Annotated in this window: 28 protein-coding genes; 16 read left to right on the top strand and 12 right to left on the bottom strand. The window is 37.8% G+C overall.

What is annotated here, in order from left to right; genetic code table 11:
- Positions 1-39: 39 nt before the first annotated feature.
- The 4 genes from LAV82_RS24555 to LAV82_RS24570 form a co-directional block, all read right to left on the bottom strand.
- Positions 40-156: a YfhE family protein gene (locus tag LAV82_RS24555; RefSeq protein ID WP_013055148.1), complete on the bottom strand. Its 117-nt coding sequence runs from the start codon at positions 154-156 to the stop codon at positions 40-42.
- Between the two features lie 101 nt (positions 157-257).
- Positions 258-818: a GNAT family N-acetyltransferase gene (locus LAV82_RS24560; RefSeq protein WP_013055149.1), complete on the bottom strand. Its 561-nt coding sequence runs from the start codon at positions 816-818 to the stop codon at positions 258-260.
- Between the two features lie 255 nt (positions 819-1,073).
- Positions 1,074-2,201 carry an amidohydrolase gene (locus LAV82_RS24565; protein WP_013055150.1) on the bottom strand — a complete coding sequence of 376 codons (1,128 nt, stop codon included), beginning with the start codon at positions 2,199-2,201 and terminating at the stop codon, positions 1,074-1,076.
- Positions 2,202-2,262: 61 nt separating this feature from the next.
- Positions 2,263-3,165, bottom strand: coding sequence for a TIGR01777 family oxidoreductase (locus LAV82_RS24570; RefSeq protein WP_328255662.1), 903 nt, complete (start codon positions 3,163-3,165; stop codon positions 2,263-2,265).
- A 96-nt stretch (positions 3,166-3,261) separates the two neighbouring features.
- On the opposite strand from LAV82_RS24570, the gene recX reads away from it, so the two are divergent.
- The gene (recX, locus tag LAV82_RS24575) at positions 3,262-4,071 is read left to right on the top strand and encodes a recombination regulator RecX (RefSeq protein WP_328255663.1); all 810 of its coding nucleotides are present in this window, start codon (positions 3,262-3,264) and stop codon (positions 4,069-4,071) included.
- A gap of 290 nt (positions 4,072-4,361) precedes the next feature.
- Here the strand turns inward: recX and LAV82_RS24580 are convergent, their stop codons facing one another.
- Positions 4,362-5,015, bottom strand: a complete 654-nt coding sequence (locus tag LAV82_RS24580; protein ID WP_013055153.1) for an SDR family NAD(P)-dependent oxidoreductase — start codon at positions 5,013-5,015, stop codon at positions 4,362-4,364.
- A gap of 82 nt (positions 5,016-5,097) precedes the next feature.
- Between LAV82_RS24580 and LAV82_RS24585 the strand changes: the two genes are divergently transcribed.
- Entirely contained in the window at positions 5,098-5,412 is a 315-nt protein-coding gene (locus LAV82_RS24585; RefSeq protein WP_013055154.1) for a YfhH family protein, read from the top strand.
- 78 nt (positions 5,413-5,490) lie between these two features.
- On the opposite strand, the gene LAV82_RS24590 is transcribed toward LAV82_RS24585, so the two are convergent.
- On the bottom strand, positions 5,491-5,646 hold the full coding sequence (locus LAV82_RS24590) for a small, acid-soluble spore protein K (RefSeq protein ID WP_013055155.1): 156 nt from the start codon (positions 5,644-5,646) through the stop codon (positions 5,491-5,493).
- Positions 5,647-5,781: 135 nt separating this feature from the next.
- Between LAV82_RS24590 and LAV82_RS24595 the strand changes: the two genes are divergently transcribed.
- Positions 5,782-6,051: a YfhJ family protein gene (locus LAV82_RS24595; protein WP_013055156.1), complete on the top strand. Its 270-nt coding sequence runs from the start codon at positions 5,782-5,784 to the stop codon at positions 6,049-6,051.
- 63 nt (positions 6,052-6,114) lie between these two features.
- Here the strand turns inward: LAV82_RS24595 and LAV82_RS24600 are convergent, their stop codons facing one another.
- Entirely contained in the window at positions 6,115-7,095 is a 981-nt protein-coding gene (locus tag LAV82_RS24600) for a metal-dependent hydrolase (RefSeq protein WP_029324552.1), read from the bottom strand.
- Between the two features lie 239 nt (positions 7,096-7,334).
- Between LAV82_RS24600 and mutY the strand changes: the two genes are divergently transcribed.
- On the top strand, positions 7,335-8,429 hold the full coding sequence (gene mutY, locus LAV82_RS24605; protein WP_211078867.1) for an A/G-specific adenine glycosylase: 1,095 nt from the start codon (positions 7,335-7,337) through the stop codon (positions 8,427-8,429).
- A gap of 34 nt (positions 8,430-8,463) precedes the next feature.
- Here mutY and yfhS read toward each other — a convergent pair whose 3' ends face one another.
- Positions 8,464-8,688: a mother cell protein YfhS gene (yfhS, locus tag LAV82_RS24610; RefSeq protein ID WP_025752758.1), complete on the bottom strand. Its 225-nt coding sequence runs from the start codon at positions 8,686-8,688 to the stop codon at positions 8,464-8,466.
- Between the two features lie 116 nt (positions 8,689-8,804).
- Between yfhS and fabL the strand changes: the two genes are divergently transcribed.
- From fabL to LAV82_RS24635, 5 genes are all read left to right on the top strand, one after another.
- The gene (gene fabL, locus LAV82_RS24615; protein WP_013055160.1) at positions 8,805-9,554 is read left to right on the top strand and encodes an enoyl-[acyl-carrier-protein] reductase FabL; all 750 of its coding nucleotides are present in this window, start codon (positions 8,805-8,807) and stop codon (positions 9,552-9,554) included.
- A 97-nt stretch (positions 9,555-9,651) separates the two neighbouring features.
- Complete coding sequence (locus LAV82_RS24620; RefSeq protein WP_013055161.1) at positions 9,652-9,945, top strand: gamma-type small acid-soluble spore protein; 294 nt, start codon at positions 9,652-9,654, stop codon at positions 9,943-9,945.
- Positions 9,946-10,134: 189 nt separating this feature from the next.
- A complete protein-coding gene (locus tag LAV82_RS24625) occupies positions 10,135-10,395 on the top strand; it encodes a YgaB family protein (protein WP_013055162.1) in 261 nt (86 codons plus the stop codon).
- Between the two features lie 195 nt (positions 10,396-10,590).
- Positions 10,591-11,127: a nucleoside tri-diphosphate phosphatase gene (gene ntdP, locus LAV82_RS24630; RefSeq protein WP_013055163.1), complete on the top strand. Its 537-nt coding sequence runs from the start codon at positions 10,591-10,593 to the stop codon at positions 11,125-11,127.
- 169 nt (positions 11,128-11,296) lie between these two features.
- Complete coding sequence (locus LAV82_RS24635) at positions 11,297-13,048, top strand: ABC transporter ATP-binding protein (RefSeq protein WP_013081549.1); 1,752 nt, start codon at positions 11,297-11,299, stop codon at positions 13,046-13,048.
- Between the two features lie 35 nt (positions 13,049-13,083).
- Here the strand turns inward: LAV82_RS24635 and LAV82_RS24640 are convergent, their stop codons facing one another.
- The 3 genes from LAV82_RS24640 to LAV82_RS24650 all read right to left on the bottom strand — a co-directional run bounded on the left by LAV82_RS24640 (position 13,084) and on the right by LAV82_RS24650 (position 16,104).
- Positions 13,084-14,172 (bottom strand): FUSC family protein, encoded by a 1,089-nt coding sequence (locus tag LAV82_RS24640; RefSeq protein WP_013055165.1) that lies wholly within the window; start codon positions 14,170-14,172, stop codon positions 13,084-13,086.
- Between the two features lie 323 nt (positions 14,173-14,495).
- Positions 14,496-14,669 (bottom strand): hypothetical protein, encoded by a 174-nt coding sequence (locus LAV82_RS24645; RefSeq protein WP_211078868.1) that lies wholly within the window; start codon positions 14,667-14,669, stop codon positions 14,496-14,498.
- A 136-nt stretch (positions 14,670-14,805) separates the two neighbouring features.
- Positions 14,806-16,104 (bottom strand): glutamate-1-semialdehyde 2,1-aminomutase, encoded by a 1,299-nt coding sequence (locus LAV82_RS24650; RefSeq protein WP_013055166.1) that lies wholly within the window; start codon positions 16,102-16,104, stop codon positions 14,806-14,808.
- A 202-nt stretch (positions 16,105-16,306) separates the two neighbouring features.
- On the opposite strand from LAV82_RS24650, the gene LAV82_RS24655 reads away from it, so the two are divergent.
- The 6 genes from LAV82_RS24655 (at position 16,307) to perR (ending at position 20,613) form a co-directional block, all read left to right on the top strand.
- Positions 16,307-17,320 (top strand): ABC transporter ATP-binding protein, encoded by a 1,014-nt coding sequence (locus tag LAV82_RS24655; RefSeq protein ID WP_014461820.1) that lies wholly within the window; start codon positions 16,307-16,309, stop codon positions 17,318-17,320.
- Positions 17,313-18,104, top strand: coding sequence for an ABC transporter permease (locus LAV82_RS24660; protein WP_211078869.1), 792 nt, complete (start codon positions 17,313-17,315; stop codon positions 18,102-18,104). The genes LAV82_RS24655 and LAV82_RS24660 overlap by 8 nt, the downstream gene beginning before the upstream one ends.
- 9 nt (positions 18,105-18,113) lie before the next feature.
- Positions 18,114-18,899: an ABC transporter permease gene (locus LAV82_RS24665; protein WP_499717151.1), complete on the top strand. Its 786-nt coding sequence runs from the start codon at positions 18,114-18,116 to the stop codon at positions 18,897-18,899.
- A 92-nt stretch (positions 18,900-18,991) separates the two neighbouring features.
- Positions 18,992-19,384 (top strand): ion channel, encoded by a 393-nt coding sequence (locus tag LAV82_RS24670; RefSeq protein ID WP_013055170.1) that lies wholly within the window; start codon positions 18,992-18,994, stop codon positions 19,382-19,384.
- Positions 19,385-19,453: 69 nt separating this feature from the next.
- On the top strand, positions 19,454-19,924 hold the full coding sequence (gene bcp, locus LAV82_RS24675; RefSeq protein ID WP_499717150.1) for a thioredoxin-dependent thiol peroxidase: 471 nt from the start codon (positions 19,454-19,456) through the stop codon (positions 19,922-19,924).
- 254 nt (positions 19,925-20,178) lie between these two features.
- Positions 20,179-20,613: a peroxide-responsive transcriptional repressor PerR gene (gene perR / locus LAV82_RS24680; RefSeq protein ID WP_098239526.1), complete on the top strand. Its 435-nt coding sequence runs from the start codon at positions 20,179-20,181 to the stop codon at positions 20,611-20,613.
- Between the two features lie 22 nt (positions 20,614-20,635).
- Here perR and LAV82_RS24685 read toward each other — a convergent pair whose 3' ends face one another.
- A complete protein-coding gene (locus tag LAV82_RS24685) occupies positions 20,636-20,995 on the bottom strand; it encodes a YgzB family protein (protein WP_211078870.1) in 360 nt (119 codons plus the stop codon).
- A 222-nt stretch (positions 20,996-21,217) separates the two neighbouring features.
- Between LAV82_RS24685 and LAV82_RS24690 the strand changes: the two genes are divergently transcribed.
- Positions 21,218-22,084 carry a nucleotidyltransferase-like protein gene (locus LAV82_RS24690; RefSeq protein WP_013055174.1) on the top strand — a complete coding sequence of 289 codons (867 nt, stop codon included), beginning with the start codon at positions 21,218-21,220 and terminating at the stop codon, positions 22,082-22,084.
- Positions 22,085-22,473 lie beyond the last annotated feature (389 nt).

A 22,473-nucleotide genomic window follows, 5' to 3' on the forward strand; every position in this document is an offset into this window, starting at 1 on the left:
TGGGATGATCAAGCGTTGGATAGAGATGTTTTGCCTCACTTATTTTTTCGTGTAGCCGCCTGCACGGTCTGCTTTTTTAAACTCGCGGCCGTAATAGATTTCTTGAGCGCTACTTAACGTATTTTTTGCGTTTTCTTTTCGTTTTTTTTCAGACATAAAAAAACCTCCAATTAACGTTTTTCGATCATGCTACTTATTTTTTCCAGAATCTCTCGTTTTTAATCATAAAAAAAGCTCTCCGTTACACGGAGAGACTCTTACGCTTCTTTAAGCTGGTGATCTTCTTGAACGTCTTGCTCGTGACGCAAGTAGTATAATGTATACAAGTCTTTTGGAATTTCGTATAAATCATATACGTCTTCATGTTGATTAATTTCATCGTATAAAGCTTTGTGTGTTTCATTCGCAAGTACTGCATAAGGCAGTTTTTCTGCAGCCTTAATAGACCTAATATTAATTTTGCGAATTCGCATAAAAATTCGCTCTATATTTAACTCAAAGAACAGTTCATTAAAGAACGCTTCTTTTGCAATTTGATTATATCCTTTTCCATGAAACGGTTTGCCAAGCCAAGTGCCTAAAAAACCAGCTTGGTCCTGTACATCAAATAAATTAATGGTGCCGATAGGGTTACCCCATTCGTCTAAAATCGTGCGAGAAATAATTTCTCCATGATCTTCTGCTTCCATCGTTTGTTTAGTCACAAATAAAAATTCTTCATAGGAATGGGCTTTATGACGAACAAAAGGGAAGACATCAGGATGTACCATGAGTTCGTATAGAGATTGACAGTCATTTAGGTCACGTTTTTTTAACATAACTTTTCCCTCCTGATCGAGGGTATATACAGACTCCAATCAAGTCCCCACCCTCGAAATTTTTTAATAATTAAAAAAATTTCGGGGTGGGAATCGAACCCACTAGAACCAGTTACCTGGTGGCGCACCATTTGCCTTCCCATTACAAGTCAACAAACATAAAAAGTCAACGTGTGATGTTTATGCTTTTGTGAAATTCACATGCTTCTAAACGTATCATACTAAAAAAAATAAAAAAAGAAAATAGGTAAAATGTTAATTTTTTTTAAATAATATTTTACCATCTATCATGGTGAAAAGGGGCTTTGCTAAGTAGTGAAAGGGATGATGGCTCCATAGCACTAAATCAGCGTCTTTTCCTGCTTCGATACTGCCGATTCGCTGATCAATACGGAGATTTCGAGCAGCAGCAATTGTGATGCCTTCTAATGCTTTTTGTTCTTCGAGTCCTTCACGTACGGCAATGGATGCACAAATATTTAAGTACTGAATGGGCGTATAAGGGTGGTCTGTTGTAATGGAAACTTCTACTCCTTCATTGCAGAGAGCTTGATAGGTTTTCCACGTTTTATTTTTCAATTCAACCTTTGAGCGGCGTGTTAAAGTTGGTCCCACGCTTACTTTTAAGTTTCTTCCACTTAGCTCTTTAGCAATTAAGTGACCTTCTGTACAGTGTTCAATACGAACGTCTAAATTAAATTCATCTGCTAAGCGCAGAGCTGATAGAATATCATCGGCTCGGTGAGCATGAATTCGAACGGGAATCTCTCTATTCAGTGCTTGAATGAGCGGTTTGATTCGCAAATCATCTTTATTGTCACTGCTTTTTGCATGATAAAAGGCTTCTCTCAGCATCCCCATAATGCCCATTCGTGTAATGGATTCTTTATTGCCATGGCTGTGGATTCGTTTTGGATTTTCTCCTAGCGCAATCTTAAGTCCAGCTGTCTCTTGAATCAACATTTGAGAAATACTTGTTCCGGCTGTTTTAATAACGGACGTTGTACCTCCGATCACATTTGCACTTCCAGGCATAATGTGTACAGACGTAATACCCGCTTCAATGGCATCTTTAAACCCAGGATCTAAAGGATGTACGCTGTCAAAAGCTCGGATATGGGGAGTCATAGGCTCGATTGTTTCGTTAGCATCATTTCCCGCCCAGCCGGTTCCTTCATCATATAGTCCTAGATGTGTATGAACATCAATAAATCCAGGGAATAAGTAGCGCTGTTTGCAGTCAATGACTTCTACTTGAAGAGGAGGCTGCAAGTTTGGCCCAATTAAAACAATTTTTCCATCTTGAATGAGCACATCACTATTATAAATAGGTTTTGACGTAATAGGATAGAGCGTTGCATTTTTCAAGAGAATGGTTTTCATAAAGGATGCTCCTATCTATCGGCAGCTTAGTCACCTGTTTTAGGTAAATATCAGAAAATAACTAGAGTAAATCTCGCAATGCATCTTCTAATACAGTATATGTAAAAATGTAATTCTGTTGAATCAATTTTTCAGGTAAAACACGCTGTCCTTTCAAAATAATCATACTCATTTCTCCCATCAGCAGCTGAAGGCCAAAGCTAGGTACGGGCATCCAGTGAGGGCGATTTAACACTTTGCCAATCGTCTTTCCAAACTCTTTCATTTGAACAGGGTTTGGGGCAGTTACGTTAACAGGTCCTTCTATTTGTTTGGTATGAATACAATAATCAATAATTTTGACGACGTCTTGAAGATGCACCCAAGACATCCACTGCTCTCCCGAACCAACTGTTCCTCCTGCAAATAATTTATAAGGAAGGGCAGTAGAAGGGAGTGCCCCGCCATCTTTGCCTAATATAACGCCGAACCTTGTTAAAACAGTACGAATATTTAGTTCCATCGCTTTTAACGCTTCATTTTCCCACTTTTTTACTGTTTCAGCTAAAAAATCTGTGCCCATGGATGGAGAAGCTTCTGTGAACGTTTCTGTAGTTGATGTCCCGTAATAACCAACTGCGCTTGCGTTTACATAAAGGGACGGTTTTTCGGGTAAGGCAGCCATAATACGAAGGATTTCTTGAGTAGAAGAAAGGCGACTTTCCACAATGGCTTTTTTGCGCTCGTCCGTCCAGCGGCCGCTGTTAAGTGAAACGCCAGCTAAATTGATAAAAACGTCTGCTCCTTCTACATGCTCTTCAGGTTGGCTGTTTTCTTGCATCCACTCTACATATTTAAGTTTCGGATCTCTTGCAGCTTTATCTGCATTGCGTGTTAAAATATATACATAATGTTTTTGTGTTAAAAAATGTTTTGTTAAAGCTTTACCTACGAATCCAGTTCCTCCAGCAATAACAATTTTCATACGAATTTCCTCCTTTATTGAGATAAATAAAAATGTGTATGATACGTTTGGCGGTTCTTCAGCCATCAATTTAATAAGAAATATGAGGTGAAGGTTATGCCTGTTGTCACAAAAATCACCACGCAAAAGAATAGCGGTGAACGTTATAATGTGTATTTAGATTACGGTAAAGGTGAAGAGTTTGGCTTTGGTGTTGACGAAAATGTCCTCATCAAATATGACTTGAAAAAAGGTCGTGAGCTTGATGAATTTGAATTAACGGAAATTCAGTACGCAGATGATGAGAAAAAAGCTTATAATTTAGCTATCACTTACTTATCTTATCGAATGCGCTCTGAAAAAGAGGTACATGATTATTTAAAGAAAAAAGAAATTAACTCTACTATTATTCAACAAGTTATTCAGAAATTAGTCAGCCACCGTTATTTAAATGATGAAGAGTTTGCAAAAGCATTCGTGTTAACTCAAATGAACACGACATCAAAAGGACCAAATGTGATTCAAAGAGAATTAAAAGAAAAGGGAATTTCTGATTCCATTATTACCCTTAGTTTATGTGAATACCCTGAAGAACAGCAAATTCAAACTGCTGTGAAATTAATTGAAAAGTTAAAAGGGAAATATAAAAAATTATCTCAAGTAATGATGAAACAAAAAATGGAACAAGCATTGGCAGTGAAGGGCTATTCATTTTCTATTATTCAAGTAGCATTTCAGCGCACGAATACAGAAAAAGAAAGCGATGAAGCATGGGAAGCTCTGCAATACCAAGGAATGAAAGCTCATCGTCGTTTTTCAAAGTATGAAGGCTGGGAATATCAGCAAAAAATGAAGCAGGCTCTTTATAGAAAAGGATTCTCTATTGACCAAATTCAATCATTTCTAGATTCTATTGAAGAGGAATAAAGGCGGGACAAAAGTATGTTAGTTGAAGGGAAATCCGAACGATGAATCGAGATTCTTGATGGAGAATCCAACTCGTTCGGATTTTTTCAGTGTGATGGTAAACGTAAACTTCATATGTTTAGTTGCTTCTAGCAGTTGATTGGAGGGCAAGACGAAGACTCCTGCCGTCCCCGGAAAGGGAGAAGTCCTGCACGGAAATCAACCGCTGTGTCACAAGCAATTCCTATAAGATCATTTATACAATTTGTTTATCTTTAGATTAGATTGATGTAGGTATGTTTCACTCTTTTTTAAAACAAAATATCTTCTGAGTCATTCTGCTGTTTATAAATAATCTCAGCAATTTCTGAAGCCGAGCGCAATCGGCTTTTATCTTTAATATGGTTGTTGTGATCCCAAAAAGGGGTATTCATGCCTCCCATGTAAGCTGCAATCACATGAAGGCTGGTATCTTTGTATTCCACTTTTAAACTTTCTGTAAATCCCCTTACGCCAAACTTACTTGCCACATAGACGCTTTCATTAGCTTTCCCGCGAAGTCCTGCAGTTGAAATGATATTCATAACTTTAGGTTCAGGTCTCGTCAAGAGATGAGGCATAAGCGCTTGTGTTAAAAAAATAGTTCCTTTTACATTTGTATCGATGACTTCATCGATGGCTTGTTTTGTATAATCGGTCAAAGGACCAAAATGTCCAATGCCTGCATTGTTGATAAGGATATCTACTGAATGCTGCACCAGCAGTTTTTCTACAGATTTTCCTACTTCTTCATACTTTGTAATATCTACAGACATCGTATATACGTTGTCTCCTAGCTCATGCTGCGCCTCTTTTAATTTATATTGATTGCGTCCAGCTAGAATGACGTTGTAGTCTTTTGCGTAAAATTTAGCGAGTTCTTTTCCAAGACCCGTCGCACCGCCCGTGATTAGCACTGTTTTCATTCCCAAAACTCCCTTTTCATAGTCTCCCTTTAGTTATACCTTTTGTTATAATAAAATGAAAGCAAACAAGGGGGAAAACAGCATGTCTGAAAAACGTTACAGCGATATGACGACGTATGAACTTCAACAAGAAATTGGGTCTCTTCAAGAAAAAGCACGAAAAGCTGAACAGCTTGGCATGGTCAATGAGTATGCAGTATTAGAAAGAAAGGTAACAATGGCTAGGTCGTATTTATTGGATCCCGAAACGTTTAAAGCAGGGGAAGTATATGAAATTCAAGGAGATCCGGGTTCATATTTTAAAATTGATTATATGAACGGAGTTTTTGCGTGGGGATTTAGGCTTGGCTCACCGCAAAACGAAGAGGCACTGCCTATTTCCATGTTGAAAAAATAAAGGGATAAACAAGCAGCACGAAGTGTGCTGCTTGTTTGATTTCTATATTCACTCTATTTTTAAACGTAAAGCAAGCGGTTATTCTTCGCGCTCATTAGAAGCATGCATACGTTCTTGAGGATGCGTGTTAATAGTTCCATTTGCACGTTTTGAAGCGTACTCAGCTTTTGCTCGAGGTTCGCCTTCAAACTTAGTATGATGTTGGTTTGGAAAATCTTTTGCTTTATTGCGCATCGATACCTCTCCTTTTACAACAGAAAGCGTTGCGGTTATGATATAGTACATGAGGGAGTGAATAACTCCGCATTTATAGTTTAAGTTAAAAGTGCAAACATACTCATAAAGAATTTTGGTAATCGAGGTGTTCTTATGAACGATATATTTGAAAGATTAACGAATCAGCTATTAAATAAAAACAGTTCGCTCTCATACGCTCAAGCTCGCACGTGGGTTGAACTTTTCTGGGAAGATTTTGAGTCATCTTACGCAAAAGCAGGATATGATTATAAAGGTAAAGAAGCGACGGAAAAGGTTGTTACGATGTATATCAACAGCTACGGTGACAAACTTCATGAAATCGCGGTTAAAAACCCTAAATATCAGCATTTATTAAATAACGATGACTATTTAAAACATTAAATAAAAACGAACCGTCTTCTCAAGACGGTTCGTTTTTGGGTTTCATATTTGTTCTTGTTATGATTAGTGCGGGAGGTAATCAAGCTTTTTACGCAATTTTTTCTCACTGAAAATCCAACCTGTGTACGAGCAAATAATATTTAAATCGTAATCAAGCTGGACCACGGCTACAAATGGATAGTAATCCTTGCTGCGGTAGCGTAAATCAATAAAGCGCACTTCAATATGGTCGTTATATTCGTCCAGTTCCCATCTATAAATAGGTGAAAATGAAAGAAAAGCAGATAAATTTTCATCTTTTTTCGCTACTTCAATTACAGCGGATTCAGGGATTGGAACTTTATCAAACGTATCATAAATAAAAATTTCTTCTCCGATTGCTCTTCCTACGTGAAAATACTTTTCGGTCGTCACAGCTAAATGCCAGTGAGTGAAACGCATTGTAGGAGAGATATTGAGCTTGATTACATCAGGAAACTGTTTTCGAAGCTTCTTGGCGATCTGGTGGCGCATATAAAAGCGCAGTCCATAGTAAAACGCCAATAGCACATACAGCGTAATGAATGTTGGTCCCGGCTCTGCTCCAGCAAACCAAATGATAATCGCAAGGACGTGAGCTGAAAAAATCACGTAATCAAACGTGTTGATTACGCCAAGCGCAATCCATTTATTTGTGAAAGGTCGTAAAGCTTGCGTGCCGTAAGCGTTAAAGATATCAACAAACACGTGAATAATGACGCCTGCAAAGGTCCACATCCATAGATGCAGCAAGTTAGCTCCTGGCAGCAGAAGCGAAAGAATGAGCACAATAAGCAAAGGCCATAAAATAACAGCCGGGATAGAATGTGTAATTCCACGGTGATTGCGGATATACTGTGCATTGTTTCGCAGCTTTAAAACAGTGTCTAAATCAGGTGCTAATGACCCGGCCATTACGCCAATCATTACAGCATCCAGTGTGGCTGTATTCGCAGATACAGTGGGGTCTAATGTTGCAAGGCCGCCTAAAGCGATTCCCATTGCAATGTGTGTACCAGTATCCAGAGCGAACTCCTCCTTTGTAAAATGACAATCTTAGATTATCCTAATTCAGCATGGAAGCTGGATTTAGGGCGAAAAATCTCGCTTTATTACTAACGCAGCAAATTAGCTGTTTTTATTCATTATTTGAACAATTCATTTTACTATTCATATTTGTAGTTGTTATAAGGTTATCATAAAGTTACTAAGATTCAAAAAGCAACACATTGTATATGTATAGTTAATACCTCGGAGGCTATGACGTGAAACAAAGTAAAGATATTGTACAAAATTTCGATATTCGAGCATTTCAAGATGACTTAATCTCTTGGTTTGAGCAGGAACAGCGCATTCTACCTTGGCGTCAAGATCAGGACCCTTATAAAGTGTGGGTATCTGAAATTATGCTTCAACAAACGAGAGTAGATACGGTCATTCCGTATTTTAATAATTTTATTAGCAAATTTCCCACTATTAAAGATTTAGCTTATGCGAATGAAGATGATGTGTTAAAAGCGTGGGAAGGATTAGGCTATTATTCCCGTGCCCGTAATTTACAAACCGCCGTTCGAGAAGTTCACGAACAATACGGGGGAGAAGTTCCAAACACGCCAGCAGAAATCTCTAAACTAAAAGGAGTAGGCCCTTATACAACAGGAGCCATTTTAAGTATTGCATACGGAGTGTCGCAACCTGCTGTAGATGGAAATGTCATGCGTGTGCTATCGCGCATTTTATCCGTTTGGGATGATATTGCAAAACCGAAAACAAGAAAGCTGTTTGAAGATATCGTGCATGAAATTATTTCAAAAGATAATCCTTCCTATTTCAATCAAGGCATGATGGAACTTGGTGCCATTGTCTGTACACCAACTTCTCCTTCCTGTTTATTATGTCCAGTTCGCGAACACTGCCGTGCATTTGAAGAAGGAGTGCAGAATGAGCTTCCTGTTAAATCAAAGAAAAAAGCGCCGCGTGCTCTTCAGCTTGCTGCAGCGGTGATTAGAGACGAGGAAGGAAATTATCTGATTCATAAACGTCCAAGCAAAGGACTTTTAGCTAACCTATGGGAATTTCCAAATATAGAAGTAGATCTTAGTATAGCGCCAGATCATCAGCAGCTTCACGCATTTATTCAAAATGAGTACGGAGCCGATATTAAAATCCATGCACCGTTTACGACGATTCAGCACGTGTTTTCTCATATCGTCTGGAATATCACAGTATATGGAGCAGAGCTTATAAGTGATATCAGTGCATTAAAAAATTTGAAAGTGGTTTCTGAAAAAGATTTAGAACAATATGCATTTCCTGTTTCCCATCAAAAAATCTTAAAAGAATATTTACTTGTTAAATAAAAGAAGCGCGGATAAACTCCGCGCTTCTTTTTATTTAATCATATGATACATGCGTGCCGTGTGTGTAATCTGCTTCCTGGCGCTGTAACCCGCCCCGTGCTTCAATTTCTTTAATAATTTGCTGATGAATACTTTGTCCTTCAGCATTTAAATACGGCGTTATTTGCTGTAAAGAATGATGGAAAAACGCAAGCTCGCTGTCTTTCCACTCGCTTTTAGAAATCATTGAAAGAGCCGTCATGTCTCTACCTACATACATTCTATTCACCTCATTCATTTCATCAAGTTTTATCTATTTTCCCTATATTACTTGTTTCTTATGCGATAAAATCAGTACAATGTAAAGATAATACGATACATAAGGGAGATGACATCATGTCACAAAAGGTAGCACTAGTTACGGGAAGCAGCAGAGGTATTGGTAAAGAAATTGCCTTACGTCTGGCTAAAGAAGGATACGATATTGTATTAAACTATGCACGAAGCAAAAGTGCAGCGCAGGAAGTAGCAGAAGAAATCAAAGCATTAGGCAGAGAAGCATTAGTTGTTAAAGCAAACGTAGGAAAAGTAGAAAAAATTAAAGAAATGTTTGAGCAAATTGATGAAGTATTCGGTCGCTTAGACGTATTTGTAAGTAATGCAGCGTCAGGAGTTTTACGTCCTATTATGGAATTGGAAGAAACTCACTGGAACTGGACAATGGATATTAACAGCAAAGGATATTTATTCTGTGCACAAGAAGCGGCTAAACGTATGGAAAAAGTAGGCGGAGGAAAGATTGTTACCATCAGTTCGCTTGGGTCTATTCGCTATTTAGAAAATTATACAACAGTAGGCGTGTCAAAAGCTGCTGTAGAAGCGTTGACCCGCTATTTAGCAGTGGAGCTGGCTCCAAAGAATATTGTGGTAAATGCTGTATCTGGAGGAGCTGTGGATACAGAAGCATTAAAACATTTCCCAAATCGCGATGAGCTTCTAGATGATGCACGCAAGCATACTCCAGCTGGTCGCATGGTGGAACCAAAAGACATGGTAGATGCAGTTATGTTCTTAGTGTCCGATCAAGCAAATATGATTTGCGGTCAAACGCTTATTATTGATGGAGGGCGTTCACTTTTAATGTAAGGTAAATGTATTTTGGACTTGCGCCTTAAAATACTGAAAAAAGTTTGCATACCCTATTTACCTCCCGGGCATATTAATTTTCGTGGAGGTGATTACAATGGCAAAGCAAACAAACAAAACAGCATCTGGTACAAGCACACAACACGTGAAGCAACAAAATGCTCAAGCATCTAAAAACAACTTCGGTACTGAATTTGGTAGCGAAACAAATGTACAAGAAGTGAAACAACAAAATGCACAAGCAGCGGCAAACAAAAGCCAAAATGCTCAAGCATCTAAAAACAACTTCGGTACTGAATTTGCTAGCGAAACAAGTGCTCAAGAAGTGAGACAACAAAACGCACAAGCTCAAGCAAAGAAAAACCAAAACTCTGGTAAATACCAAGGTTAATATCAAAAGCGAACTTAACGTCTTTCATACGGCGATGTTAAGTTCGCTTTTTTTTATATAAAAAGCAACAAAGTATGACAAAACTTCTTGAAACTTTACACAACTCGTCAAAGGAATCTGTATCACCTAAACAGAATGTTAACAGAAGTGCCGCGTGTATGGTTAAAGCAAATAGGGAGGAGCTATCGTATGAAAAAATTTGATGAGCTAGTGACTCAACAATTGGAGACCATGGATCAACTTCTGTTTTTGCAGTCTGAGATTGAGCGCTGTCAGGAAATCGAAGGTGAACTAATAAAACTTCATGAAGAAGCAAAACTTCATTCTGTGCAAGGTGAGATTAGTGAAATGAAGCTAAAATTAAAAGAGATTCAATTGACGTTTGAAGCACAAACCGAAGACATTATTCGTACATATAAAAGTGAAGGGGCTTGCTCTACACTTGCTTAATGAACATTGATGTGTCACTTCCTCTCTTTTTTAAGGCTGCCAAGCAAAGGAAAAGTAGGGGGAGTGGCTTTTTTGAACTCAAGAAGGTTAGCACATTTATGTTAAAATGAGAGAGAAACCGTTATAATAAACATAAGACAAATGGAGACGTTATATGAATTTTTTTAAGTGCTAAAATGAAAGTAGGTATTGGAGATGGGAATTCCGGTGGAAGGAGAAACAATTCAAATACACAGCTACAAGCATAATGGACATATTCATCGCGTGTGGGATCGGACAACCGTATTAAAAGCAACCAATAACTTAGTGATTGGAGGAAATGATCGTACGGTCGTTACAGAATCAGATGGACGAACATGGGTCACAAGAGAGCCTGCAATTTGTTATTTTCATGCTCAGCAGTGGTTTAACGTCATTGGGATGATCCGTGAAGATGGAATTTATTATTACTGCAATATCAGTTCGCCGTTCATTTATGATGACAATGAAGCGCTCAAATATATTGATTATGATTTAGATATCAAAGTCTATCCAGATATGACATACACCCTTCTTGATGAAGATGAATATGAGAAGCATCGAAAAGAAATGAATTATCCAGAAGTGATTGACCGTATTTTACATAATCACGTCGAGGAGTTAAAAGGTTGGATTCGACAGCGAAAAGGCCCGTTTGCTCCAGATTTCATTGACATTTGGTATGAGCGTTTTTTAACATATCGGCATTCTTGATGAATGATCTAGAGAACATTATGTTAGGCCGTCTAAAGCTGACTGTTTGATATAATGTTCTTTTTGGCGTTATGCTCACCATCTTTTAGGAGAGATAAAAGCACTAAAAAATCGACGCGTGTACATATACTAAGAAAGCTTGCCCTCATAGATAGAAAGGGGAGATTTTATGGGAAGTATAAGACGCTACATGAAGTTTGTACAGCCATACAAATGGCAAATTGTCGGCACTGTATTAATTGGTATTATTAAATTTGCTATTCCTTTATTAATTCCGCTGCTTTTGAAATATGTTTTGGACGATATCGTAAATGGACATGGCATGTCTTCTTCTGAAAAAGTTCATAAAATGGTGACGATTATGGGGATTTCGTTTGTTATATTTTTAGTGTTAAGACCTCCCATTGAATATTACAGGCAGTATTATGCTCAGTGGGTATCGAGCAAAGTACTATATGATATACGGGATCAGCTGTTTAGCCATATTCAAAAGCTTAGCTTACGTTATTATGCAAATACTCGAGCGGGTGAAGTGATTTCACGAGTCATTAATGATGTAGAGCAAACAAAAAACTTTGTTATCACAGGCTTAATGAATGTATGGCTTGATATGATGACGATTGTAATAGCCATTGTGATTATGTTTACGATGAATGTACCTTTAACACTGGTATCGATTATTTTGCTGCCGGTTTATGCGTTCTCTGTAAAATATTTTTACAGTCGTCTTCGCCATTTAACAAGAGTCCGTTCGCAGGCTTTAGCGGAAGTGCAAGGGCACTTACATGAAAGGGTTCAAGGGATCTCTGTTATTCGCAGCTTTGCTATTGAGCCTCATGAGCAGAAACAATTTGATAAGCAAAATTCAAATTTTCTACAAAAAGCAATCAATCATACGAATTGGAATGCAAAAACATTTGCAGTAGTAAATACCATTACCGATTTGGCGCCTTTAATCGTGATTACATTTGCTGGATATCAAGTCATCACAGAAAGTCTTAGCGTAGGAACGATGGTAGCATTTGTTGCCTACATTGACCGCTTGTATAATCCGCTTCGCCGCTTGGTTAATTCATCGACTACGCTCACGCAGTCTGTTGCATCTATGGACCGGGTGTTTGAGTTCATTGATGAAGAATACGATATTACAGACAAGAAAGATGCAAAAGAATGCACTGAGCTTCATGGAAAGGTGCAGTTTGAGCACGTTTCATTTGCTTATGAAGAAGAAGAAAAACCGGTAATTCATGATATTAATTTAGATGTAGAAAAAGGAAAATCCGTTGCGTTTGTTGGAATGAGCGGAGGCGGGAAATCCACGCTTATCAGCTTAATTCCGCGCTTTTACGATGTGACAGAGGGCAAAATTCTCATTGATGACATTGATATCAAAACCTATAAAGTACGCAGCCTGCGAGATAAGATTGGAATCGTCCTGCAGGATACGGTGTTGTTTAGTGACACGGTTAAAAACAATATACTGCTTGGAAAGCCAGGAGCGACAGATGAAGAAGTAATTGCTGCGGCAAAAGCCGCAAATGCCCACGATTTTATTATGAATTTGCCTGAAGGATATGATACAAAAGTGGGAGAGCGGGGAATGAAGCTATCAGGGGGACAGAAGCAGCGTATTTCCATTTCGCGCGTATTTTTAAAAAATCCAGCTATTCTTATTTTTGATGAAGCCACTTCAGCTCTAGATTTAGAAAGTGAGCACTATATTCAAGAAGCATTAGCTGAACTAGCAAAAGATCGCACGACCTTCATTGTAGCCCATCGTTTATCTACAATTACTCATGTTGATGAAATTGTACTTTTAGAAAATGGAAGAGTAGTCGAACGAGGTTCTCATGAGGAGTTAATTAAGAAAAAAGGTCATTACTATCAGCTCTTTAACGTTCAGCAGCTTGATACAATTTAAAAACACCACCTATTGTCTAACAATAGGTGGTGTTTTTAATCTTCTTGTCGCTGATGATTAATATCAAATGAGTTATCATCTTTGTGATAGTTTTGGAACGTATCAATCAGCTTATCAAGATGCTCTAACTCTTCACTATACTCAATGATGACAGAGATCAAAGGGAAGATATGATAAATAACCTTATTCTCTTCATCATTATCGTATATTTTGTACTGCATAAATTTATCGATTAAAGCTCGTTTTCCAACGCAGGCTTCGTTTGGTACAGTAGTGGTTGGCTGTACGCGTAATTTCCCAATGAATTTTAATAATACTTGCTCATGATACATTAACAGGCACTCAACTTCAGATTTGATTAAATCTTGAAATTGCTGTGGCATGACCTGGAGATCATTTTCTACTCGGTGGAGTAGCTTCAAGGTTGTAAGAGCGCGTGTTGTTACGGTAATCATTTGACGAAATAAAACGAGCTTGCGTGACTTAACAAAACGTTTTTTGGTTGAATAAGTGCGTTCTTCTTTGTAAAAATCGAAAAGTTGATTCATTTTAGCCACATTGTCTTTCATTTTTTCAATGTCTTCTTTTAACAATGTGTGCTCAGACGCATGATAAAGATTCATGCGAATCCATTTAATAATTTCTTCCGTTGTGCTTACAATTTTATAATACAGCTTTGTTTCATACTTTGGCGGAATAAAAATAAGATTGACAATAAATGCTGAGAATACCCCAAGTAACACTGTACCAAAGCGTATAAGTGCATATTCAACGAAATTATCTCCTGGATTTTCCATGATTGCAATTACTGTCACAAGCGCAAGCCCAATTGTATTATTAATACGTAATTTTAAGTTGACTGCGATGACAACAACAGCGGTAAAACCAATAATGATGGGATGGGTACCAAAAATAAGTCCAAAACAAACTGCAGAAGCAGCTCCAATCACATTCGCCTGTATTTGCTCCAATATTGTTAAATAAGATCTGTAAATAGACGGTTGAATTGCAAAAACTGCCGCAATTGCCGCAAATATTGGAGATGGTAAACTTAGAAATTCACCTAATAACAATGAAAGTGTAATGGCAATTCCCGTTTTTAAGATGCGGGCACCAAGTTTCATGTGCGTTCGTAGTTCCTTTCTGTAAAAAAGTTTTTTCGTTATGAAGAATGTTCCCCAAAACAAATGATAAATTGCAAAAATCAATCCTTCTTTATTACATAACCTGTTGGAAATAATATAAACAATAACATACTATACAAGGTTTAAGAATGGATATCAAGAGAAAACAAGCAGAAAAATAAGGGTATTTCTCGGGATTTTTCGACAGGCTGACAAAAAGGAGATGACGCGTAAGAAATGGTTATGAAAGGTGGGAATGTTCTATAAGGAAACCCAAAGGTAAAACGAAAAAGAGGTCGAGACATAACGAAATAAATTCAATCTCAAGACGAACAAATGGGATACATGAGCTGAACCGCTTGTGACACAGCAGGTGATTTCCATGCAAGACTTCGCTTTCCGCGGGCGGTCGCTAAGCCTCCTCGTCGCATACGCTCCTGTGGGATCTCACCTGTTCTGCTTTTCCCGCAGGAGTCTTCGCCTTGCCCTCCAATCAACTGCTAGAAAGACCTACAAGCATGAAACTATATTCACCATAACAAAAAAAACGAACCACAAATCAAACATGTTGATTAATGGTTCATTTTTCACTTCGTCTAAAATTCTTTTATCTCAGCCTCTTTAGAATAAGAATTAGCGTTCTTCACTTAATTGTTTAAATGCTTTTTCTACTGCTTCTAATGTCTCGGCAATATCTTGTTCTGTATGAGCTGTAGTAAGGAACCATGCTTCATATTTCGAAGGAGCTAAGTTGACACCTTGGTGGAGCATTAGTTTAAAGAAGCGTGCGAATAATTCGCCGTCTGTATTTTCTGCTTGTTCATAGTTTTTGACCGTTTCCGTTGTAAAGTAGACAGTAAGAGCGCCTTTCAATCGATTGATAGTGATAGGCATGTTATATGTACGAGCATGTTTTAAAATACCTTCTTCGAGCATCGCCCCTAGCTTATCCAACTGTTCATAAACACCTTCTTGCTTTAGTACTTCTAGGCAAGCGATTCCAGAAAGAATAGAAGCTGGGTTTCCTGCCATTGTACCTGCTTGATAAGCGGGTCCAAGCGGCGCCACTTTTTCCATGATTTCTTTTTTACCGCCGTAGGCTCCGATTGGAAGGCCGCCGCCGATGATTTTTCCAAAGGCAGTCAGATCAGGTTTTACACCAAGTAAATCTTGAGCTCCACCGTACATAAAGCGAAACGCTGTAATAACTTCATCGTAAATAACAAGTGCTCCAGCTTCGTGAGTCAATTCGTTGACTTGTTCTAAAAAGCCAGGTTCAGGCTCAACAATTCCAAAGTTTCCAACGATTGGTTCTACTAAAACAGCCGCAATCTGATCGCCCCATTTTTCTAATGCTTCCTTGTAAGGCTCAATATCGTTAAAAGGAACTGTGATGACTTCATTAGCGATACTTTTTGGTACACCTGCAGAGTCAGGAGTTCCGAGTGTAGAAGGGCCAGATCCAGCTGCCACCAATACAAGGTCTGAATGGCCGTGATAGCAACCTGCAAATTTAATAATTTTATCGCGTCCAGTATAAGCGCGTGCTACACGGATCGTTGTCATAACGGCTTCTGTTCCAGAGTTGACGAAGCGCACTTTATCTAATGCGGGCATCGCTTCTTTGAGCATTTTAGCAAATGTGACTTCATGAGCAGTTGGAGTACCGTAAAGAACACCCGTTTCAGCTGCTTTTGTAATAGCTTTCGTGATATGAGGATGAGCGTGTCCCGTAATAATAGGACCGTAAGCTGCTAAATAGTCAATATATTTATTTCCATCAACGTCCCAGAAATAAGCTCCGCTTGCCTTCTCCATTGCAATAGGCGCTCCGCCTCCTACGGCTTTATATGAACGTGAAGGGCTGTTAACGCCGCCTACAATATGTTCGAGTGCTTCAGCGTGTAATTGTTCTGATTTTGTAAATTGCATAGTATGCCTCCTAATGAAAAGTTCAACTTCTTTATTCTATCAAACTTATTTGTTTCTTGAAAAACATTCGAGAACGTGTATGATAGAAATTTGTGAGCTAACTGCTAGAAAATAGTTCCTCGTCTCTTGGAGGAGTTGCTAGCAAGGGCGCTGGAAACAATAAAAGAAACCACTAATACGTCCACGTAACGGAGGGAATACAATGAAAAATGCTATTGAGGTGAATCAACTTCGTAAAGAATTTAAAGCCTATTCTAGCCGCTCTGGCCTTAAAGGGGCATTCCGGGATTTATTTACCCGTAATTATAGAGTCATGAAAGCGGTGAACGATATATCGTTTACCGTAAAACAAGGGGAAATGGTAGGGTATATAGGAGAAAACGGAGCGGGGAAATCGACCACAATCAAAATGCTGACAGGAATCTTAACTCCTACTTCAGGCGACATTACCGTAAATGGAATGAATCCTCATAAGGAAAGAGAAAAGTTTGCCCAAACGATTGGTGTTGTTTTTGGTCAACGCTCTCAGCTGTGGTGGGATATTGCCGTACAAGAATCTTTTCGCCTGTTAAAAAAAGTATACAAAGTGTCAGATGAAGATTATAACGCTCATATGGAGCATGTTATTCAAACTTTAGATATTGGACCGCTACTAGATAAGCCGGTGCGAAAGCTTTCGCTAGGTCAAAGAATGCGCTGTGAGCTGGCTGCTGCTCTTATTCATAATCCGCCGCTTCTATTTCTAGATGAACCGACGATCGGTTTAGATGTACTAGTTAAATTAAAAATCCGCCAATTTTTAAAAGAAATTAATGAAAAATATAATACGACGATTTTGCTTACGACACATGATTTAGCAGATATTGAAGCTTTATGTGAACGCGTCGTAATGCTGGATGAAGGCAGTATTATTTATGACGGATCGCTGCAAAAGCTGCGTTCGAATTGGGGAGATCTTAAACAAGTTACGTTTGAATTTGGAACCGCGCCAAATAAAGAACAGTTGAAGCTATTGACGCAAGGGATGCCTGTTAACTGGATTGAAGGTGATCAAAAATATTTGTGGACAGCGCAGCTTCAAAATAAAGGGGACTTGATGTCGCAGCTGATTGCTAAAGTGGTGGCAAAGCATGAAATCAATGATATTAACATTGAAGAAATTTCAACGGAAGAAATCATCCGCAACATTTATGAAGAAGGTGTTGTGAATGGATAAATATATAGAGATGATACGCATTCGCTTTTTAATGATGCTGGCGTATCGGACGAATTATTACAGCGGAATATTGATTTATGCGATTAATATTGGTGCTTACTACTTTTTATGGTCCGCTATTTATGGAGGAAAAGAGAATATTCAAGGGTTATCCATTACCCAAATGACAACGTATGTAGCAGTTTCATGGATGGCAAGAGCCTTTTATTTTAATAACATTGACCGTGAAATGGCAATGGAAATTAAAGATGGCAAAGTGGCAGTAGAGTTAATTAAGCCTTATAGCTACCTTGGTATGAAAACAATGCAAGGACTGGGAGAAGGGATTTTTCGGCTGCTGTTTTTCTCAGTGCCCGGCATGATTATTGTCGCGTTTTTATTTCCAGTACAGCTCTCAGCAAATGGAGCAACATGGCTTTATTTTGGACTGTCTTTAATTTTTAGTTTCATTATTAATACACAAATTAATTTATTAACGGGTATTACGACTTTCTTTCTCTTTAACAATGATGGACTCATTCGAGCGAAGCGCGTTGTTATTGATTTGTTTTCAGGACTTCTTCTGCCCATCAGCTTCTATCCTTTGTGGGCGCAACATATTATGAGCTATTTCCCTTTTCAAGCCATTAGTTATATTCCGAGCATGATTTTCACAAATGGATTTAAAGGGCAGGAAGTAATAAATGCTCTTATCACACAAGCAGTTTGGTCAGGACTTCTATTTGTCCCTATTGCATGTTTGTGGAACATAGCGAAGAAAAAAATGGTTATTCAAGGAGGGTAGTCTATGAAAATGTTTTATTTTTCGATTTTTTTTCAGTACATTAGTCAATATATGAAAACAAGGCTTCAGTACCGCACCGACATGGTAGTTGAAATCATTTCAGACTTATTGTTTCAAACAGTTAATTTGATTTTTATTTTAGTTGTATTTGGACATACTCAGTCGCTGCACGGATGGTCACGAGAGGAAATTATCTTTATTTATGGTTTCTTTTTGGTCCCTTTTGCTATTTTTTCGTCTTTCTTTAACATTTGGGATTTCAACGAGCGGTACATTGTTAAAGGAGAAATGGACCGAATTTTAACGCGGCCAATTCACAGTTTGTTTCAAGTTATTTTAGAGCGGATGGAACTAGAATCATTGTTTGGTGGTATCACAGGAATTGCAGTAATGGCTTATGCTGCGTCTTCTTTACATCTTCATTTCCAGTGGTATGATGTTTTTATTTTTCTATTATTTATTTTAGGAGGAGCGCTTGTATACGCAGGAATTTTCATCGCCTTAGCAAGCATAGGCTTCTGGTCCGATGCCAGAACCTCTATTATGCCTACTATTTATAATATTGGAAACTACGGAAGGTATCCTGTAGATATTTATAATAATGTCATCCGATATGTTTTAACGTGGATTCTTCCTTTTGCATTTGTAGGCGTATATCCAGCTGCTTATTTCTTAGGAAGGTCAGAATGGTATGGATATGCATTTTTAACTCCAGTTATGGGAGTCGTCTTTTTTGTAATCTCTATTTTCTTATGGAATACAGGGGTCAAAAAATACAGAGGAGCAGGCAATTAAATGCCTGCTCTTTTTGGTGGCTTCGGAGTAGTAATGAATGGACAAGAACGCGCGTATAGTGGTAGTAGAGTATAAATTAAAGGAGTAGAATGATGGTTGTTTTTCTAATCCTCGTTATCATTGTTTTTGTAATTGGTAGTATGAAGTTTCTCTTTGAAAAAGAACTTGGAGAATTTCATTTTTTCTCAATTGGTCATTTCTTTGTCTTGTTTTATTCATATATTACAGTTTTATTGGGATTTAGCCTTATTTATACAGTATGTGAGATGGGGAGTATTCCAGTATTAAGCGGAGGGTTTGAACATGAAGGTCATTATTTTTATACCCTGTTTAACAGTATGTATTTCAGCGCAGCGACGTTATTTTCAGTAGGCTACGGAGATATGTATCCGGTTGGAATTGGGAAATTATTTGCAACTTTTGAAGCGTTTATCGGCTATATTATGCCTGCAATCTTTGTGATGCGAACTGTTACCCGCACTTAAACTTGTCATCTTATCTAATATTGGGTACGCTATTCAAAGAAAATGAAAAGCGTAAAGGAGAAGATAAATATGACAGCTGTAGTTGGAGAAAAAGCACCCGATTTTGTATTGATGTCTACAAATGGAGAGCAAGTATCACTGACGTCGATGAAAGGCAAAAACGTTGTGCTGTATTTTTATCCGAAAGATATGACGCCAGGCTGTACAACAGAAGCCTGTGATTTCAGAGATCAGCATGAAAATTTTGAAGAGCTAGATGCGGTGATTCTAGGAGTGAGTCCGGATCCAATCGACAAACACCATAAGTTTATTGATAAGCACGGCCTTCCATTCTTACTTTTAGCTGACGAAGATCACAGCGTAGCTGAAGAGTATGGAGTATGGACACTGAAAAAAAACTTTGGAAAAGAATATATGGGCATTGAACGCTCCACTTTTATCATTAATAAAGAAGGAATGCTCGTAAAAGAATATCGCAAGGTTCGAGTGAAAGGGCATGTGGAAGAAGCTTTATCATTTATTAAAGAAAAAATGGCATAAAAACAGGCAGATAACTAGAGCAGTTTTAGTCTTTGAACATACAATATCAGTGTAGGGCATACCTCCTCAGATGTTAATATATTTAAAAGTGTGGATTGATTTCCACACTTCTTTTTTTGCATAAAATATATGAAAAATTTCTACTTATTACATAAAATAGGAATAGGCATCAAGTTGACAAAACGTGGGTAAAACATGTAGACTAATTATAAGAATTATAAAGTAATAATACTTACAGAAGAGGGGTGCATGACGTGTCAAATCATTTACAAGAAGCCCTTGAAACGTTAAAAGGTACTGGCGTTCGTATTACACCACAACGTCATGCTATTTTAGAGTATTTAATCAATTCAATGACACATCCAACAGCAGATGATATTTATAAAGCGCTGGAAGGTAAGTTTCCAAATATGAGTGTAGCAACCGTTTACAATAATTTAAGAGTATTTCGCGAAGTAGGTATTGTAAAGGAACTAACATACGGTGATGCATCAAGCAGGTTTGATTATGTTACAACAGAGCATTACCATGTGATTTGCGAAAACTGCGGAAAAATTGTGGATTTTCATTATCCTGGTTTAGACGAAGTAGAAAAGCTGGCTGCTCATATTACTGACTTTGATATTAGTCACCACCGAATGGAAATTTACGGAACGTGTCCTGATTGTACGGCTAAAAAAGCGCATTAATAAGCTGATAGTAGTGATACTATCAGCTTTCTTTTTGTTTTTTTCTATTATACTTTTCGTCGAATTGTTTTCCTTCAAGAGACTGGTCAAGCGTAAGCGGCTCGTTGCAATACATACACATATCTACGCGCCCTAGCATTTTGGTTTGCTTTTGACATGTAGGGCAGGTTACTTGAACCGCTTTTGTAGAAAGCATGCCAATCCAGAAATAAACGCCGGTACTAGCTACGATGCACAGCAACCCCAAAAGCATAAAAACAGTCATTAGCCAGACTGAAGACCGAAAGAAAATTCCCCCATACATAACAATGAAACCAACAAAGATCAGGCTGAGTGCAAACGTGCGAATCTTGTTAATTTTATTTGAATACTTTATCCCCATCAGTATCCCCCCTGTTACCAATATATCATAGAGTGAGACAGTGAATGATAATAAAAATTGAATCTTCGGAAAATTATCGTTGGTTTTTGAGCTTTCTGAATGATTTCCATAATTCTGAGTGGGATATCCGTTATACATCGTATATAATAAAAAAAGAAATCTTAGTCCATAGCCTTTAAAAGTTTGAAAAATATTTGTTTATTACAGTTAGGAGAGCTCAAAATGGAAGATGTTTTACGGCCAATATATCAAGAAAGAGCTAGCAATAAAGACACACTAGGTATTTTACTGATTGAAAAAAAGAAATCAGAATCTCCAGTGACGGATAATTTGGATGCTATCTTATTTATTGTGACCAAAACTACAGAAACGTCTCTTTTTATTAAACAATACGAATATGAAAATGAGCGTGCGGCACTTTATATGGCTTCTGAACAGCAAATGAGTGAATGGATTATGAATGGGACGAACCGCCGTATTATTGATTGGATCTTAAATGGTAAAGTGCTATTTGATCGCAACGAATATATGGAAAATTTAAAGAAACGCTTAATTGATTTCCCTAGAGAAGATCGGACAAAGAGAATAGGTGTCGAGTTTGCTAAGTTGATTCGCCGATTTAAAGAAGGAAAAGACTTTTATGCGTCTAATCATTATTTAGATGCATTCAATCATGTCATTCATGCTCTTCATCATTTAGCACGACTGTCTGTGTTGGAAAATGGATTTCACCCAGAAGTGACAGTATGGAACCAAGTGAAAAAAATAGAACCTGAAATTCATCGTCTTTACGAAGAACTAATTATTAGCCAAGAAGAGGTTAGCAAGCGTTTAGAGCTGCTTTTCTTAGCGAGTGAATTTCTAGTAAATAAAAAAACTGAATTGGGTGCCAAGCATCTTGTTCATATTATGAAAAGTGAAAAGCAGGAATGGACGTTTAATGAACTGGTTCATCATCCCGAAATACGCCCTTATGCTATTGATTTAGGAATACTTCTTGAGTTTTTAATTGAAAAAGATATCATTATGGTAAAAAAAGTAGAAACCAAGGGAAAGAGTTTGTACCATAGACACTATGTGGCGAAATGATAGAGAGGATAAAGGGTATCTGATACGGTGCGGTTATGACGTGTAGATACCCTGACATATGACTTTATAGCCTGGATAAAAGGTTTTTCTAAAAAAACACGATTTATTTTAAAAAATCTATTGACGCTTTAAAATATCCGTGATAAATTTATATACGTCGCCGATGAGCGATACTAAATTTATCAAAAACTTGAAAAAACTTCTTAAAAAATTTGTTGACAAGAAAGAGATAAACTGGTAAGATTAAAAAGTCGCTTAAGAGCGGCGGTTGAACTTTGAAAACTGAACAAAGCGACAAACGTCAACGTTAATTTTTATTTTTTAATTGAGCAAGTCAAACATTTCTTCGGAGAGTTTGATCCTGGCTCAGGATGAACGCTGGCGGCGTG

Origin of the sequence: Bacillus sp. ILBB4 (assembly GCF_035064545.1) — a bacterium.
Taxonomy (GTDB): domain Bacteria; phylum Bacillota; class Bacilli; order Bacillales; family Bacillaceae_H; genus Priestia.